The sequence below is a fragment of the Sphingomonas sp. 10B4 genome, assembly GCF_035019905.1.
Lineage (GTDB): Bacteria > Pseudomonadota > Alphaproteobacteria > Sphingomonadales > Sphingomonadaceae > Sphingomonas > Sphingomonas glacialis.
Genome location: NZ_JASJVC010000078.1, coordinates 1 through 15,338, shown reverse-complemented (window position 1 = coordinate 15,338; position 15,338 = coordinate 1). Strand labels below are relative to the sequence as shown.

Sequence of the window (15,338 nt, the reverse complement as noted above, 5' to 3'; positions counted from 1 at the left end):
AGATGTGTATAAGAGACAGGGGCGAAGATGCGTCTCCGCCTTGCCCCTACGTCCCCTCCCGCTTAGAGCCACCGCATGGACCCACGCCTCGCCCATATTCGCACCTGGATTTTCGATCTCGACAACACGCTCTACCCGTCGAGCGCGCGATTGTTCGACCAGATCGATGCGCGGATGACGGGCTATATCGCCGACAAGTTCGCGGTCGACCATGTCGAGGCGCGCCGCATCCAGAAGGGCTATTTCCACGCCCATGGCACGACGCTCGCCGGGCTGATGGCGGAGCATGACGTCGACCCGCACGCCTTTCTCGACCATGTCCACGATATCGAGATGGACGTGCTCGAGGAAAACGCTCCGCTCGCCGCGGCGATCGCCAAGCTGCCGGGGCGCAAACTCGTCTTCACCAATGCCGACACGCCCTATGCGAGCAAGGTGCTGGCGAAGCTCGGGCTCGGCGAAAGCTTCGAGGCGATCCACGACGTCCATGCGATGGACCTGATCCCGAAGCCGCAAGCCTCGGCCTATGCCGGGCTGTGCGCGGCGTTCGATCTCGACCCGACGACCTGCCTGTTCGCTGAGGACATGGCGCGCAACCTCGCGCCCGCCAAGGCAATCGGCATGACGACGCTGTGGGTCGACAATGGCTCCGAACAGACACCGGGCGGCGAGGACCGCTCCTTCATCGACTTCACCTGCGCCGACATCACGGCGTGGCTCCACGACCATACGGGGGATATATGAGCGACCTGCAGCAGACCATCGACGGCGCGTGGGACGCGCGCGACACGATCAGCTTCGCGACCAAGGGCGATGTGCGCGACGCGGTCGAGCAGGCGCTGCTCCAGCTCGATTCGGGTGCGATGCGCGTCGCCGAGCCGACTGGGGACGGCAACTGGCAGGTCAATCAGTGGCTCAAGAAGGCGGTGCTGCTCTCCTTCCGGCTCAACGACAACAGCCTGGTCGAGGGCGGCGCCGGCGGCGCTCCGGCGTTCGACAAGGTGCCCTCGAAGTTCGCCCGCTGGGGCGAGGCCGAGTTCCGCGCAGGTGGCTTCCGCGTCGTTCCCGGCGCGGTTGCGCGGCGCGGGAGCTTCATCGGCAAGGGCGCGATTCTGATGCCGAGCTTCGTCAACATCGGCGCCTATGTCGGTGAGGGCACGATGGTCGACACCTGGGCGACGGTCGGGTCGTGCGCGCAGATCGGCAAGGGCGTGCATCTGTCGGGCGGTGCCGGGATCGGCGGCGTGCTCGAGCCGCTGCAGGCGGACCCGGTGATCATCGGCGACGGCGCGTTCATCGGCGCGCGGGCCGAGGTCGCCGAGGGTGTGCGCGTCGGCGAAGGTGCGGTGCTGTCGATGGGCGTGTATCTCGGTGCGAGCACCAAGATCATCGACCGCGCGACCGGCGAAGTTTTCCGCGGCGAAGTGCCGCCGTATTCGGTGGTGGTGCCGGGCTCGACCGGTGGCGGCGACGGCAAGCCGGCGCTGTATTGCGCGGTGATCGTCAAGCGCGTCGACGCGCAGACGCGCTCGAAGACCAGCATCAACGAGCTGCTGCGCGACTGAGCTCCATCTCCCTCTCCCATCGGGAGAGGGTGGCCGAGCGTAGCGAGGTCGGGTGAGGGCAGCACGCATCCTGTCCTCACCCTTCCGTCGCTTCGCTCCTCCCTCCCTCTCCCACAGGGAGAGGGATTGACGGTCTCGACAACGTAACGCGCCCCGCCTAGTCCCTCCCCAAACAAGAGGATGCTTCGTCAATGACCACCACCGCTTCCAAAACGCTCGACCGTGTTCTCGTCCTCGAAATGGTCCGCGTGACCGAGGCGGCGGCGATCGCCGCGTCGACGCTCACCGGGCGCGGCGATGAAAAGGCGGCGGATGCGGCGGCGGTCGACGCGATGCGTACCGCGCTCAACTCGCTCTACATGGACGGCACCGTCGTGATCGGTGAAGGCGAGCGCGATGAGGCGCCGATGCTGTTCATTGGCGAGAAGGTCGGCTCGGCGATCGGCAAGGGGCCGAAGATCGACATCGCGCTCGATCCGCTCGAGGGCACGACGATCTGCGCCACCGCCGGTCCGAACGCGCTCGCGGTGCTCGCGATCGCCGAGGAAGGCGGGCTGCTCAACGCGCCGGACGTCTATATGGACAAGATTGCGTGCGGCCCGGGCTATCCCGAGGGGATCATCGACCTCGACAAGTCGCCGACCGAGAACGTCACCGCGCTGGCGGCCGCCAAGGGCGTCAAGCCATCCGAGATCATCGCCTGCGTGCTCGACCGCCCGCGCCACGCCAAGATCATCGCCGAGCTGCGTGCACTCGGCTGCGGCATCATGCTGATCGGTGACGGCGACGTCGCCGGCGTGATCGCGACGACGAACCCCGATACGACGATCGATATCTATATGGGTTCGGGCGGCGCGCCCGAGGGCGTGCTCGCGTGTGCGGCGCTCCGCTGCGTCGGCGGGCAGTTCAAGGGCCGCCTGCTGTTCCGCAATGACGACGAGCGTGCGCGCGCCGCAAAATGGGGCGTGACCGATCTCGACAAGCAGTACGACCTGACCGAGCTGGCACGCGGCGACTGCATCTTCGCGGCGACCGGCGTGACCGACGGGTCGCTGCTCGCCGGCGTGAAGCGCAAGGGGCATATCATGACGACCGAGAGCGTCGTGATGCGCGCGAGCTCGGGCACGGTGCGCTGGGTCAAGGGCGAACACCGGATCTGAGGCGCGCCTAAGCCCCAGACCCTAAACCATATCGTCACCCCGGGCTTGTCCCGGGGTCCACCGTGCCGCACACTTGCTGCGTGAGCATTTGCGGCACGGTGGACCCCGGCACGAGGCCGGGGTGACGTTTAGGGGTTGGGTATGCGTAAAGTTGTGGCGGCGCTGGCTGCCGGTGTCGCGCTGGCCGGCCCGATCGCTGCGCGCCCGCAGGCCGCGCCCGTAGCGGCCCCTGCCCCCGCGCTCTCCCCCTACACCTACGAAGAAGTGATGGTCCCGATGCGCGACGGCGCGCGGCTCCAGACCGTGATCTTGCGTCCGCGGAACCAGACCGGACCGCTGCCGATCCTGTTCTCGCGCACCCCCTATGGCGTGCCCGACTCCGCGCCGAAGAAGACGCCGGGCAATCAAGTCGCGCTCGACCGTGACGGCTATATTTACGTCGAGCAGTCGATGCGCGGGCGCTTCAAGTCCGACGGCGTGTTTACGCTTTCCACCGCGGTGCATCCGGGCGATCCGAAGCAGGTCGACGAATCGACCGACGCCTATGACAGCATCGACTGGCTGGTGAAGAATGTGCCGCAGAACACCGGCAAGGTCGGGATGTGGGGCGTCTCCTACCCCGGCTTCGCCGCGGCGATCGCACTGATCGGCCCGCATCCCGCGTTGAAGGCGGTCAGCCCGCAGGCGGCCTGGATTGATTACTGGCAGTCCGACGATCTCCACCGCAACGGCGCGCTCCGTCTCTCCTATGCGACCGACTGGCTGGCAATGCTCCAGCTCGACAAGACGCAGGACACGTCGTTCCAATACGATCGCTACGACACGTACGACTGGTTCCTCGCCAAGGGCCCGGTCGAGCAGATCGACAAGACCGAGTTCAAGGGCAAGGTGCCGATGTTCACCGCGCTGCTCGACCATCCCAATCACGATGCCTTCTATACCGATCAGCGCTGGAGCGACCGGCTCGGCAAGACGACGGTGCCGACGCTCAACGTCGCGGGCTATTGGGATCAGGAAGATCCGTCGGGATCGTGGCAGATCTATTTCAAGCAGGCGCAGAACGACCCCGATCATCTCGCGACGATGGTCGCCGGCCCCTGGGCGCATGGCTGGTGGCAGCGGCCGACCAATGCGCTCGGGCCCATCCCGTACGGCGTGCCGAGCGGGACACAGTTCCAGGAGCAGATTCAGGCGCCGTTCTTTGCCTATTGGCTCCACGGGACAGGCGCGAAGCCGACGACCGGCGTGAAGAGCTTCCAGAGCGGGAGCTGGACATGGAAGAGCTACAAGGCGTGGCCCGCGGCGGGCGCCAAGCCGACCGACCTGTATCTCCACGCCGACGGTTCGCTGTCGTTCAGCGCGCCTGCCGTGGGCGAAGCATGCCGCGATTATGTGTCGGACCCGGCCAACCCGGTGCCGTTCCGCGCGCGCCCGATGTCGGGGACGTATCTCTCGCCCGACTGGTCGTGGTGGGAGGCGGCCGACCAGCGCTTCCTCGGCGGACGGCCCGACGTGCTGAGCTATACGAGCGCGCCGCTCGAGAAGGACCTGACGGTGACCGGGCATGTCCTCGCGCAGCTTGCCGTCTCGACCAGCGGGACCGACAGCGACTTCGTCGTCAAGTTGATCGACGTCTATCCGGACAACCAAGTGCAGAACGCCGAATCGCCCAAGCCCGGCGACTATGCCAAGTCGCTCAACGGCTATCAGCTGCCGATCGCGATGGATGTCAGGCGGGGGCGTTTCCTTGCGAGCGACACGAACCCGCAGCCGTTGGTGCCGGGCAAGGTGACGCGCTGGGAAGTAGCGCTGCGCGAGCACGACCATGTGTTCTTGAAAGGCCACCGGCTGATGGTGCAGGTTCAGTCGAGCTGGTTCCCGGTGATCGACCGCAACCCGCAGCGCTTCGTCCCCAATATCGCGCGGGCGAAGGCGGGGGATTTCGTCAAGGCGACGCAGAAGGTGTGCGCCGGCTCGAAGATCGTGCTGCCGGTAATGCCCTAAATCCCTCTCCCTTCGGGAGAGGGAGATTAGTTCTTCATCCGCCAGCCGGTCTTGAAGATCCAGGATATGACACCGAGGCAGACGACCAAAAACAGCGCGGTCACGCCCAGGCTCAAGCCCACCGACACATCCCCCTTGTCGAAGAACGCCCAGCGGAAGCCGCTCACCAGATACACCACCGGGTTGAACAGGCTCACCGTCCGCCACGGCTGCGGCAGCATGTCGATCGAATAGAAGGCGCCGCCAAGGAAGGTCAGCGGCGTGATCAACAGCGCGGGGATGAAGTTCAGCTGCTCGAAGCCGTTCGCCCACACGCCGATGATGAAGCCGAGCAGACTGAAGGTGACGCTCGTCAGCACGAGAAAGGCGAGCATCGCGACCGGATGGACGATGCTAAGCGGCACGAACAGCGACGCGGTGGCGAGGATGATCAGCCCGAGCACGATCGATTTGGTCGCCGCCGCGCCGACATAGCCGATCACCATCTCCATCGCCGATACCGGTGCGGAAAGCAGCTCGTAAACCGTGCCTGTGAATTTGGGGAAATAGATGCCGATCGAGGCATTCGAGATGCTCTGCGTCAGCAGCGACAGCATGATCAAGCCGGGCACGATGAAGCTGCCATAGCCGACCCCGCCGACCGTGCTGATCTTCGACCCGATCGCCCCGCCGAACACGACGAAATAGAGCGAGGTGGTGATCACCGGCGTGACGAGGCTCTGCCACAAGGTGCGCAGCGCGCGCGCCATCTCGAAGCGATAGATCGCCCAGATGCCGTGGAAATTGACCGCGGGGGCCTTGGTTGCGGCGTGCGTGCTCATGCCGCGATCCTCCCTGTTTCCGTTCGTGCTGAGCCTGTCGAAGCACTGCCCAACACGAGCGGACCCGGTGGAAGAGATGCCCAGGCGCTCATGCCGCGTCCTTCTGTTCGACGAGATCGACGAAAATGTCTTCGAGCGAGCTCTTGTGCGTTTCGAGATCGCGATAGCCGATGCCGAGCGTGCCGAGCTTCGCGAGCAACCCCGGAATGTCCTCATTCTCCGAATCGAAGGTGTAGAGCAACGTCGCGCCCTCATCCTCCAGTGCGAGGTTCCATGCCGCGAGATCGGCGGGCACTGCGGTCATCGGCGCCTGCAGCGCGATCAGCATCCGCCGCTTGCCGAGCTTCTTCATCAGCGCAGCCTTCCGTTCGACCAGGATGATCCGCCCCTTGTCGATCACGCCGACGCGGTCGGCCATTTCCTCGGCCTCCTCGATGTAATGCGTCGTCAGGATGATCGTCGTGCCGGCGGCGCGGAGCTTGTGGACGAGCTTCCACATGTCGCGGCGCAAAGCCACGTCGACGCCTGCGGTCGGCTCGTCGAGGAACAGGATCTCGGGTTCGTGGCTGAGCGCCTTGGCGATCAGCACGCGGCGTTTCATGCCGCCCGACAGCTCGCGGATCTTGGCGCCGCGCTTGTCCCACAGCGACAGGTCGCGCAACACTTGCTCGATATGCGCGTCGTCAGGGGCCTTGCCGAACAGGCGGCGGCTGAACTTGACGGTGGCGAGCACGGTCTCGAACATGTCGACCGACAATTCCTGCGGCACGAGGCCGATCGCGCGGCGCGCGCTGCGGAAATCCTTCTGCGCGTCATGGCCGAGCACCGTCACGGTCCCCGTGCTTGGCGTGACGATCCCGCAAATGATCGAGATCAGCGTCGTCTTGCCCGCGCCGTTGGGTCCGAGCAACGCGAAGATCTCGCCGCGCGCGATGTCGAGATCGACCGGCTCGAGCGCGCGATGTCCCGAGGCGTAGGTCTTCGACACGCCCGCGATCGATAGAATGGTGTCCATGCTGCCCCCGATTGTTGTCGCGCAGATAGGGCGGTAGCGGGGAGATAACAACCGCTCGGTATGAAAGTCGCGATGCCTATCGCGCCGTCACCCCGGCCTCGTGCCGGGGTCCACTGTGCCGCGCGAACTGCCGCCGGACCGCGCGCCGCACGGTGGACCCCGGCACAAGGCCGGGGTGACGGGTGTTACTTGAGCCCAGCCGCGCGCACCTCGGCGATCGCCTTCTGCAAGTCCTCGAGCGGGAGCGCGGAGGAAACCACCTTGTTGCCGATCACCCAGCTCGGCGTGCCCGTCATCCCGAGCGCGCGTGCAATCGTCGCGTTTGTGGTGATCTCCTGCTCGGCGCGCGGCGCATAGGCCGCGGCGCGGGCGGCATCGACGCCCGCGGTCTTCGCCGCCGCGGCGATGCTCTGCGTGCTGACCGGGCCGCCGGCATAGAGTGCGTCGTGGAACGCCTGGAACTTGCCCTGCTCGGCCGCCGCCAGGCTCATCCGCGCGGCATCGATGCTGCTCTGCGCGAGGATCGGGAAGTCGCGATAGACGATGCGGACCTTGGGGTCGCTCTTGAGCAAAGCCGCGATGGTCGGGAGGCTGGCGCGGCAATAGCCGCAATTGTAATCGAAATATTCGACCACGGTGACATCCGGGCTGGCGCTCCCCGCCCAGGCGCTGCCGACCGGCGTGTAGATCGCGCTGCGGTTCGCCGCGATCGTCTCGGCATGGCCGCGGTCGCGCAAGGCGTCCATCGCCGCGGGAAGGATCTCGGGATGCGCCATCAGATAATCGTGCACCACGCCTTCGACGCGTGCGCGCTCCCCCCCGCTCGCCGGGATCAGCCGTTCGAGGCTGGCGAAACCGGCCGCGCCGATCAGCCCCGCGACGAGCGCGAGGGTTATGGAATTCCAGGCCGGGCGCATCAGCGTTTCTTCTTATATTTCTTCGGGTTGTCGTCGATTTCGTTCTGCGCGGCGAGCGCGATGTCCTGCGCGCGGATCCAGTCGACGCTGTTGGGGGCGAGCCCCTGCATCGCGCCACGCGCGCTGTAGGCGGCGAGCGGGACGTTGCCCGTCAGGCTCGCTTGCTCGGCGCTTGCCAGCATCGCGCGCGGCTGGTCGCCCATCGCCTCGTAGACGGTGCCGAGCTGATACCAGGCGAAGGGATTTTCGTCGTCGCGCGCCACTGCCTGGCGCAGCACCTTGATCGCCTCGGGGTAATTGGCCTTGTCCTCGGTCGCGATCAGCGCGTGGCCGAAGGTCGTCGCGATCAAGGGCGCGTTGTGCGACAGCTCGGTCGCCTCGCGCAACGGGGCCAGCGCCTGGAGCGGCTTGCCTGCCTCGAGCAGGATCTGGCCCTGGATCTCGAGGAAATAGGGGTCGTGCGGCGCGGCCTTGATGAGCGCGGCGGCCTCGGCATCGGCTTTCTCGGGGTACGCCGATTTGTGCCAGGCATAGGCGCGGGCGTAATGCGCGTAGAGGCTCTGATCCTCGTCGGGATAGGTGTTGAGCGTGGTCTTGGGGTCGGCGACATAGCCGAGCAGCTTGGCCTTGATGCGCTTGAACTGTTCCTCGAGCGCCTGGTCGGGCTTCTTGCCATAGGCCGGCGAGGCGATGACGTCGGCAGTCAGGCTGGCGATGCGCTCGCCCGACAGCGGATGGCTCTGCGCGAACGGGTCGATGTTCTTCAGGCCGTACGCATATTCCTCGTTCTGCAGCTTCTTGAAGAAGGTCAGCATGCCCTTGCCGGTGACGCCGGCCTCGCGCAGGAATTTCGCGCCGGTGGCGTCGGCCGTCGATTCCTGGACGCGGCTGAACGCGAGGAACTTGCCCTGCGCCGCGGTCGTGCCAGCCGAGAGGATCCCCGCCCCCGCCTCGGGCGCGCCCGCGGCGATCGCCGCGACACCGAGCACCATGCTGAGGATCGAGACGCCGAGCGCGGGCTTGATGCCCGCATCCATCAGCACGACGTGCCCGTCGGCGACATGGCCGAGCTCGTGCGCGATCACGCCCTGGACTTGGTTGGCGTTGTCGGCGGCCTGGATCAGCCCCGAATGGACATAGATCGTCTGCCCGCCCGCGGTGAAGGCGTTGATCGAATCGTCGTTGATCAGGACGACCTTGACGTTCCTCGGCGAGAGCCCCGCCGCCAGGATCAGCGGACGCGACATGTCGTTGAACATCGCTTCGGTCTCGGCATCGCGCAGGATCGATTGCGCTGCCGCCGGTTGCGCCCAGGCGAGGAGGGAGAGCGCGCACGCCGCGAAGAGTCGCTTCATCCGCCCCGTATCGCCGAGATTGGCGGGCGGGGCAACGCCCATGCGGCGCTACGCCAGGCCGAACGGGACGACGTGATTGCCCGCCCCATGGCCAATTTCGGCGCGCCCGAGATAGCGCACCCCCATCTCGCCGCACCAGCGCACGATCATCGTCTCGAGGCTTTCGCCCCACGGCGGTTCGTTGGCCTGGATATCGGTGACATTGCCGAGCCGCACGCCCGCCAGCCCCTTCAACTGCGTCGCGTGCGCCATCGTGAAGAGCATCCGGTCGATGCGGTAGAGCGGTTCGGACACTTCCTCGATCAGCAGCACGTGATCGGTGAGATCGGGCAGCCACGGCGTGCCGATCAACGCGGTCAGGATCGCGAGGTTGAAGGCGGCGGCGGGGTGGCCGTCGAGCCCGGGTTCGAGCACCGCGCGGTCCTTGGTGGCGAGCCAGCGCAAGCCCCGCGCGAAGGCGAAGCCGCCATCGCTGCGCCGCGCATCGAGGATCATCGGGCCGTGCGCCGGCCGCCCGATCTTGGCGGCATAGAGCGCGCCGAGCAGGAACCCCATGTCGGAGAAACCAAGATAGGTCTTCCGCCGCGCGGCCTCGCCGAGCTGCGGCATGACGGTGTGGAGGATGCGGTTCGAGCCATAGCCGCCGCGCGCGAACCAGATCGCGTCGAACGCAGGATCATTGGCGATTTCGAGGAAAGCCGCCGCGCGCGCCGCGTCGGGGCCGGCGAAATGACCGTCGGACAGGAAGCATTGCGGATGGAAGACGAGATCGACCGAAGGCATCGCCACCGCCGCAAGGCCGAGCGCCCGCGAGGCGAGCGCTTCGTCAATCCCCTTGGCGGGTGCCACGATCCCAATTCGCATGTTCAGCTCCGTTGCACTCCGTCGCTGCCCGCGATAGCCCCCGGCCATGAGCAACGGCAAATCATACTTCTTCGCCCCCTATTTCTTCGTGGGCATTGGCGGCAGCGGCATGATGCCGCTCGCGATGATCCTCGCCGGGCGCGGCGCGCGCGTGGCGGGTTCGGACCGTTCGCTCGATCGCGGCGCCCTGCCCGCCAAGTTCGCCGATCTTGCCGCAAAGGGCGTGACGCTGTTCCCGCAGGACGGCTCGGGCGTGACCTCGGCCGCGCAGATCGTCGTCGCTTCGGCCGCTGTGGAAGCCTCGGTGGCCGACATCGTCGCTGCCGAGCGCGTCGGGGCGCAACGGCTTAGCCGGCCCGAACTGCTCGCCTCGCTGTTCAACGCGAGCGCGCTGCCGATCGGCGTTGCGGGGACGAGCGGCAAGTCGACCGTGACGGGGATGATCGGCTGGATCCTCCACGCCTGCGGGCGCGACCCGACCGTGATGAACGGCGCGGTGATGAAGAACTTTGCGAGCCCCGACGCGCCGTTTGCCAGCGCGCTGGTCGGCGCGGGCGAGGCGTTCGTCAGCGAAGTCGATGAGAGCGACGGGTCGATCGCGCTGTACGCGCCGAAGATCGCGGTGCTCAACAATGTCAGCCTCGACCATAAGTCGCTCGAGGAATTGCGTGCGCTGTTCGGCGAGTTCGCGGGTAAGGCGCAGACGACGGTTCTCAACATCGGGGACGCCGAAACCGCCGCGCTGGCCTCGACGCTCGACTCGGCAAAGCTGGTCACCTTCGCGGTCGATGCCGACGCCGACCTGAGCGCGCGCAACCTTGCGCCGGAGCCGTTCGCCATCGGGTTCGACCTGATCGCCGATGGCGCGACCCACGCGGTCCGGCTCGCCGTTCCGGGGCGGCACAACGTGTCGAACGCGCTCGCGGCGCTTGGCGCGGCGCGCGCAGCCGGCGTGCCGCTTCGCGAAGCAATCGCCGCGATCGGTGGCTTCACCGGCCTCAAGCGCCGCTTCGAGCTGGTCGGCGAGGCTGACGGTGTCACCGTGCTCGACGATTTCGGGCACAACCCCGACAAGATCGCCGCGACGCTGGCGACGTTGCATGCTTTCCCCGGGCGGCTGCTCGTGCTGTTCCAGCCGCATGGCTACGGCCCGCTCAAGGTCATGCGGATCGAACTGGTCGCGATGTTCCGCGATGCGCTCGGCGGCGACGACCGGCTCGTCTTGCCCGACCCGGTCTATCAGGGCGGCACCGTCGCGCGCGAAGTGACCAGCGCCGACATCGTCGCCGAAATCGGTCCGCAAGCCCATCACCTCGCCGACCGCGCCGATGCCGCCGCGTGGATCATTGCGCAGGCGCGACCCGGCGACCGGATCGTGGTAATGGGGGCGCGCGACGATACGCTGAGCCAGCTTGCTGCCGACATGTTGCCACAGATTGCCGCTAGACTGCGCTGACCTACAAGGAGCCGCCTTATGTTTCGCCGCCTGTTCCTCGATCACCCCGCCTCGGTCGGCGAGACCTTTGGCGAACATTTCCTCGTCGCCTCGCGCTTCGGCATGACGATGATCGGCGGCGGGCTTGCCGGCGTGGTGCATGCGTTCCTGCCGTTCGCGTTCAAGACCACCGGGAGCCGCACAGTGATGCGGTTGAACGCGCAGATCGTGGCGAAACGCGCGGCGGCGAGCGCGGATGAATTGCAGCGCCGCACCGTCGAATATGTGATCTGAACCCTTAATCCTCCCCGGGCCGGGGAGGAACTACATTCCCGAACGCGCTCTTCCCCGCTACAGCGTCGCGATGCTCCGCATCACCGAACTCAAGCTCCCGCTCCATCACGCCGACGAGGAACTGACCGCCGCGATCCGCAATCGCTTGCGGATCACCCCGCGCGACCTCGTCCGCTTTTCGATCGCGCGGCGTGCGCACGATGCGCGGATCAAGAGCGACATCCAGCTCGTCTATTCGGTCGACGTCACGCTGCGTAACGAAGCTCTCGTGCTCGCGCGCTTCAAGAAAGACCGCCACGTCCAGCCGACGCCGAACACGGCGTACAAATTCGTCGCCCAGGCCCCCGCCGACTATAGCGGCCCGCGCCCGGTCGTCATCGGCACCGGCCCGTGCGGCCTGTTCGCCGGGCTGATCCTCGCGCAAATGGGCTACAAGCCGATCATCGTCGATCGCGGCAAGGTCGTGCGCGAACGCACCAAGGACACGTGGGGGCTGTGGCGCAAGAGCGTGCTCAACCCCGAATCGAACGTCCAGTTCGGCGAAGGTGGTGCCGGCACCTTCTCCGACGGCAAGCTCTACAGCCGGATCAAGGATCCGCGGCACCTCGACCGCAAGGTGCTGATCGAGTTCGTCAAGGCGGGCGCGCCGCCTGAGATCCTGACCGAGGCGCACCCGCATATCGGCACCTTCCGCCTCGTCACGATGGTCGAGAGCATGCGCGCGACGATCGAGGCGCTCGGCGGCGAATATCGCTTCGAGACTCGTGTCGACGGGATCGACGTGGCGACGGCCGCCGATGGCACGCGGAAAGTGCGCGGGCTGCACCTGCATACGGGCGATTATCTGGAAGCCGAACAGGTCGTGCTCGCGGTCGGCCACAGCGCGCGCGACACCTTTGCGATGCTGCACGACAAGGGCGTCTATCTCGAGGCCAAGCCCTTCTCGATCGGCGTCCGCATCGAGCATCCGCAATCGTGGATCGACGATGCGCGCTTCGGTCCCAATGCCGGCAACCCGATCCTCGGCGCGGCCGATTACGCGCTGTCGCACCACGCCAAGAACGGGCGCACGGCGTACAGCTTCTGCATGTGCCCGGGCGGAACGGTGGTGGCGGCGACCTCGGAGGAAGGCCGTGTCGCGACCAACGGCATGAGCCAATATTCGCGCAACGAGCGCAACGCCAATTCGGGGCTCGTCGTCGGGATCGACCCGGCGCGCGATTATCCCGGCGATCCGCTCGCCGGGATAGCATTGCAACGCCATTGGGAATCGCGCGCCTTCGTCGCGGGGGGATCAACCTATGCCGCGCCGGCGCAATTGCTCGGCGATTTCCTTGCCGGGCGCGCCTCGACCAAGCTCGCCAGCGTCGTGCCGTCGTACAAGCCCGGCGTCCACATGACCGACCTCGCGGAATGCCTGCCCGAGTTCGCGGTGACCGCGATGCGCGAGGCGCTCGTCCAGTTCGGCCGCGAGATCCCCGGTTACGACCATCCCGATGCGGTGCTGACCGGCGTCGAGACGCGCACCTCCTCGCCGCTCCGCATCACGCGCGGCGACGATTTCCAGAGCCTCAACACTTCCGGGCTGTTCCCGGCGGGCGAAGGCGCTGGGTACGCCGGGGGGATTCTGTCGGCGGCGGTCGACGGGATCAAGGTGGCTGAGGCCGTCGCGCGGGCGATCGGCGCGTAAGTTCGGGCTGGTTCACTCGCCCCGTCGTCACCCCGGGCTCGTCCCGGGGTCCACCGCGCCGCGCGAGTGGTCGCTGTAGTACGCGCATCCCGGTAGACCCCGGCACAAGGCCGGGGTGACGGAAGAGGTAGACCCGCAGCACAAACCGGATGGAAAGCTCGCTTGACAGACAAGCGACCGTGACTGTAAAGCCTCCTTCACAAACGTGAAAGGGAGCTTTCCATGTCGCGCACCGTTGCCGCCCGCCGCTATCAAGTCCGCACGCTCTGGCTGGCGCTGCTATACGCCGCCGCGTTGCTTGCCGCGGTCTATGCTTTCAAGCATCACCGCGTCGCCGGCCCCGCCGCCTGGATCGTTGCGATACTGCCCGCGCTGCCGATCATCGGCGTGTTCGTCGCGATCGGGCGCTATCTGGCCGACGAGCAGGACGAATATCTGCGCATGCTGATGGTCCGCCAGACGCTGTGGGCAAGCGGCTTCGCGCTGAGCGCCGCGACCTTGTGGGGGTTCCTCGAGGCGTTCGACCTCGTCGGCCATGTCGAGCCCTATTACGTCGCGGTGCTATGGTTCGGCGGACTGGGTCTGGGCAACTGCGCCGATCGCCTGTTCGGCGCGGACGCCGCGCTGTGAGCCGCCGTATCGACCCGGCCGACCGCGCCTATCTGCGCCGCTTCGTCCCCGCGATGGCACTCTACGCCGTGCTGGTCTGGGTATCGCCCTTCCTGATCCGCGCGCTCCACGCCGAGGGGCCGCTCCTGTGGCTGATCGCTTTGCTCCCCGCGTTCCCGCTCAGCGCGGTGTTCTGGATCATCGGGCGCTATCTGATCGACCTGCGCGACGAATATCGGCGGATGCTCGAAGTGCGCAAGGCGCTGGTCGCGACGGGCTTTGCGATGACGCTCGCGACCGGCTGGGGGTTTCTCGAAGTCTATGCACACGCGCCGCACGTGCCGCTGTTCTTCGTGCCGATCACATGGTTTGCCGGGCTGGGCCTCGGATCGGCGGTCAACGCCGTGATCGAGCGGCGCGGCGAGGACGCGGCATGATCAACCGCCTCAAGGTGCTGCGGGCCGAGCGCAACTGGAGCCAGGGCGATCTCGCCGAGCGGCTCGACGTATCGCGCCAAAGCGTCAACGCGATCGAGACCGGGCGCTACGATCCCTCGCTCCCGCTCGCCTTCCGCATCGCCGAACTGTTCGAGCTTCCGATCGAAGCGATTTTCGCCAGTCCCTCCAAAGGAGATGTAGCGTGAAGCCTGTCCTCAAAGCCTGCCTCGTTGCTGCGCTCGCGCTGCTTCCCGCCACGCCCGCCCTCGCGGCGCCGCTTGCGGCGACACCCGAGGTGCGGTTGCCGCATATCTCGATCGTGACGATCGGCACGGGCAGCCCGGTGATCCTGATCCCCGGCCTCGCCTCCCCGCGCGCGGTATGGGACGGCGTCGCGCCCGCGCTCGCCGCGAAGCACCGCGTCATCCTGGTGCAAGTGAATGGCTTTGGCGGCGACGATCCGGGGGCCAATCTCCAGCCCGGCGTGCTCGATGGGATCGTCGCCGATCTCGACGGCTATATCGCGGCGGAGAAGCTGCAGAAGGCGCTGGTCGTCGGGCATTCGATGGGCGGGCTGGTCGGCCTGATGCTCGCAAAAGCGCATCCGAGCGACCTGTCGCGATTGATGATCGTCGATTCGCTGCCGTTCTTCGCGGTGATCATGGCCCCGCCCGGGGTCGATCCGACGCCCGCGATGGTCGCGCCGTACGCTGCCAAGATGCGCGACGGGATCGTCGCCAGTTATGGCAAGCCGCTGAGCGACGAAATGGTCGCGGCGCAAACGCGGGGACTCGCGCTCAAGCCCGGCAGCGTCGTCACGATGTCCGCCTGGGCGAAGGCCGCCGATCCGCGCGTCACCGGCGAGGCGATGTACGAGGATCTGACGACCGACCTGCGCCCGTCGCTCGCGACGATCGCGACGCCGATCACGATGCTCTATCCGTGGAATGCGGCGACGTTGCCAAAGGCGAAGGCCGACGCCTTCTATCGCAAGCAATACGCCGCCGCGGCGCATATCGCCTTCGCCGACATTGCCGAGAGTGCGCACATGGTGATGCTCGACCAGCCCGACGCGTTCAAGGCGGCGGTGCTCGCCTTCGTCGAAGCGAAGTAAAGGGCCAACTCGCTCCTGTTCCCCGGCGAAGGCCGGGGCCTGTCTCTTATACACATCT

Annotated in this window: 16 protein-coding genes; 11 read left to right on the top strand and 5 right to left on the bottom strand. The window is 66.8% G+C overall.

The window, feature by feature from the left end; genetic code table 11:
- The first annotated feature begins 75 nt into the window (after window positions 1-75).
- From QN347_RS16475 to QN347_RS16460, 4 genes are all read left to right on the top strand, one after another.
- Entirely contained in the window at window positions 76-744 is a 669-nt protein-coding gene (locus QN347_RS16475) for a pyrimidine 5'-nucleotidase (RefSeq protein ID WP_133186556.1), read from the top strand.
- The gene (gene dapD, locus QN347_RS16470) at window positions 741-1,565 is read left to right on the top strand and encodes a 2,3,4,5-tetrahydropyridine-2,6-dicarboxylate N-succinyltransferase (protein WP_322162611.1); all 825 of its coding nucleotides are present in this window, start codon (window positions 741-743) and stop codon (window positions 1,563-1,565) included. Before QN347_RS16475 ends, dapD begins: the two co-directional genes overlap by 4 nt.
- A gap of 191 nt (window positions 1,566-1,756) precedes the next feature.
- Window positions 1,757-2,725 carry a class II fructose-bisphosphatase gene (gene glpX / locus QN347_RS16465; protein ID WP_133186552.1) on the top strand — a complete coding sequence of 323 codons (969 nt, stop codon included), beginning with the start codon at window positions 1,757-1,759 and terminating at the stop codon, window positions 2,723-2,725.
- Window positions 2,726-2,866: 141 nt separating this feature from the next.
- The gene (locus QN347_RS16460; protein ID WP_322162608.1) at window positions 2,867-4,729 is read left to right on the top strand and encodes a CocE/NonD family hydrolase; all 1,863 of its coding nucleotides are present in this window, start codon (window positions 2,867-2,869) and stop codon (window positions 4,727-4,729) included.
- A gap of 26 nt (window positions 4,730-4,755) precedes the next feature.
- Here QN347_RS16460 and QN347_RS16455 read toward each other — a convergent pair whose 3' ends face one another.
- The 5 genes from QN347_RS16455 to QN347_RS16435 form a co-directional block, all read right to left on the bottom strand.
- A complete protein-coding gene (locus tag QN347_RS16455) occupies window positions 4,756-5,550 on the bottom strand; it encodes an ABC transporter permease (RefSeq protein ID WP_133186536.1) in 795 nt (264 codons plus the stop codon).
- A gap of 88 nt (window positions 5,551-5,638) precedes the next feature.
- The gene (locus QN347_RS16450) at window positions 5,639-6,565 is read right to left on the bottom strand and encodes an ABC transporter ATP-binding protein (protein WP_322162606.1); all 927 of its coding nucleotides are present in this window, start codon (window positions 6,563-6,565) and stop codon (window positions 5,639-5,641) included.
- A gap of 185 nt (window positions 6,566-6,750) precedes the next feature.
- On the bottom strand, window positions 6,751-7,482 hold the full coding sequence (locus tag QN347_RS16445) for a DsbA family protein (protein ID WP_322162604.1): 732 nt from the start codon (window positions 7,480-7,482) through the stop codon (window positions 6,751-6,753).
- A complete protein-coding gene (locus tag QN347_RS16440; RefSeq protein WP_322162602.1) occupies window positions 7,482-8,837 on the bottom strand; it encodes a M48 family metalloprotease in 1,356 nt (451 codons plus the stop codon). The genes QN347_RS16445 and QN347_RS16440 overlap by 1 nt, the downstream gene beginning before the upstream one ends.
- 48 nt (window positions 8,838-8,885) lie before the next feature.
- Window positions 8,886-9,701, bottom strand: coding sequence for an LD-carboxypeptidase (locus QN347_RS16435; protein ID WP_189675794.1), 816 nt, complete (start codon window positions 9,699-9,701; stop codon window positions 8,886-8,888).
- A gap of 46 nt (window positions 9,702-9,747) precedes the next feature.
- On the opposite strand from QN347_RS16435, the gene QN347_RS16430 reads away from it, so the two are divergent.
- The 7 genes from QN347_RS16430 (at window position 9,748) to QN347_RS16400 (ending at window position 15,280) form a co-directional block, all read left to right on the top strand.
- On the top strand, window positions 9,748-11,157 hold the full coding sequence (locus tag QN347_RS16430) for a glutamate ligase domain-containing protein (RefSeq protein WP_189675795.1): 1,410 nt from the start codon (window positions 9,748-9,750) through the stop codon (window positions 11,155-11,157).
- 18 nt (window positions 11,158-11,175) lie between these two features.
- Window positions 11,176-11,430: a DUF6356 family protein gene (locus QN347_RS16425; protein ID WP_133186524.1), complete on the top strand. Its 255-nt coding sequence runs from the start codon at window positions 11,176-11,178 to the stop codon at window positions 11,428-11,430.
- Between the two features lie 70 nt (window positions 11,431-11,500).
- Window positions 11,501-13,120, top strand: a complete 1,620-nt coding sequence (locus QN347_RS16420; RefSeq protein ID WP_322162598.1) for an NAD(P)/FAD-dependent oxidoreductase — start codon at window positions 11,501-11,503, stop codon at window positions 13,118-13,120.
- 222 nt (window positions 13,121-13,342) lie between these two features.
- Window positions 13,343-13,750, top strand: coding sequence for a hypothetical protein (locus QN347_RS16415; RefSeq protein WP_322162596.1), 408 nt, complete (start codon window positions 13,343-13,345; stop codon window positions 13,748-13,750).
- Window positions 13,747-14,166 (top strand): hypothetical protein, encoded by a 420-nt coding sequence (locus tag QN347_RS16410; RefSeq protein ID WP_322162595.1) that lies wholly within the window; start codon window positions 13,747-13,749, stop codon window positions 14,164-14,166. The genes QN347_RS16415 and QN347_RS16410 overlap by 4 nt, the downstream gene beginning before the upstream one ends.
- A complete protein-coding gene (locus QN347_RS16405; protein WP_133186518.1) occupies window positions 14,163-14,372 on the top strand; it encodes a helix-turn-helix transcriptional regulator in 210 nt (69 codons plus the stop codon). The genes QN347_RS16410 and QN347_RS16405 overlap by 4 nt, the downstream gene beginning before the upstream one ends.
- Complete coding sequence (locus QN347_RS16400; RefSeq protein ID WP_322162592.1) at window positions 14,369-15,280, top strand: alpha/beta hydrolase; 912 nt, start codon at window positions 14,369-14,371, stop codon at window positions 15,278-15,280. Before QN347_RS16405 ends, QN347_RS16400 begins: the two co-directional genes overlap by 4 nt.
- The last annotated feature ends 58 nt before the right edge of the window (window positions 15,281-15,338 follow it).

Coding starts and splice junctions, on each gene's coding strand:
- QN347_RS16475 (WP_133186556.1), top strand. CDS start 76: ATGGACCCACGCCTCGCCCATATTCGCACCTGGATTTTCGATCTCGAC.
- dapD (WP_322162611.1), top strand. CDS start 741: ATGAGCGACCTGCAGCAGACCATCGACGGCGCGTGGGACGCGCGCGAC.
- glpX (WP_133186552.1), top strand. CDS start 1,757: ATGACCACCACCGCTTCCAAAACGCTCGACCGTGTTCTCGTCCTCGAA.
- QN347_RS16460 (WP_322162608.1), top strand. CDS start 2,867: ATGCGTAAAGTTGTGGCGGCGCTGGCTGCCGGTGTCGCGCTGGCCGGC.
- QN347_RS16455 (WP_133186536.1), bottom strand. CDS start 5,550: ATGAGCACGCACGCCGCAACCAAGGCCCCCGCGGTCAATTTCCACGGC.
- QN347_RS16450 (WP_322162606.1), bottom strand. CDS start 6,565: ATGGACACCATTCTATCGATCGCGGGCGTGTCGAAGACCTACGCCTCG.
- QN347_RS16445 (WP_322162604.1), bottom strand. CDS start 7,482: ATGCGCCCGGCCTGGAATTCCATAACCCTCGCGCTCGTCGCGGGGCTG.
- QN347_RS16440 (WP_322162602.1), bottom strand. CDS start 8,837: ATGAAGCGACTCTTCGCGGCGTGCGCGCTCTCCCTCCTCGCCTGGGCG.
- QN347_RS16435 (WP_189675794.1), bottom strand. CDS start 9,701: ATGCGAATTGGGATCGTGGCACCCGCCAAGGGGATTGACGAAGCGCTC.
- QN347_RS16430 (WP_189675795.1), top strand. CDS start 9,748: ATGAGCAACGGCAAATCATACTTCTTCGCCCCCTATTTCTTCGTGGGC.
- QN347_RS16425 (WP_133186524.1), top strand. CDS start 11,176: ATGTTTCGCCGCCTGTTCCTCGATCACCCCGCCTCGGTCGGCGAGACC.
- QN347_RS16420 (WP_322162598.1), top strand. CDS start 11,501: ATGCTCCGCATCACCGAACTCAAGCTCCCGCTCCATCACGCCGACGAG.
- QN347_RS16415 (WP_322162596.1), top strand. CDS start 13,343: ATGTCGCGCACCGTTGCCGCCCGCCGCTATCAAGTCCGCACGCTCTGG.
- QN347_RS16405 (WP_133186518.1), top strand. CDS start 14,163: ATGATCAACCGCCTCAAGGTGCTGCGGGCCGAGCGCAACTGGAGCCAG.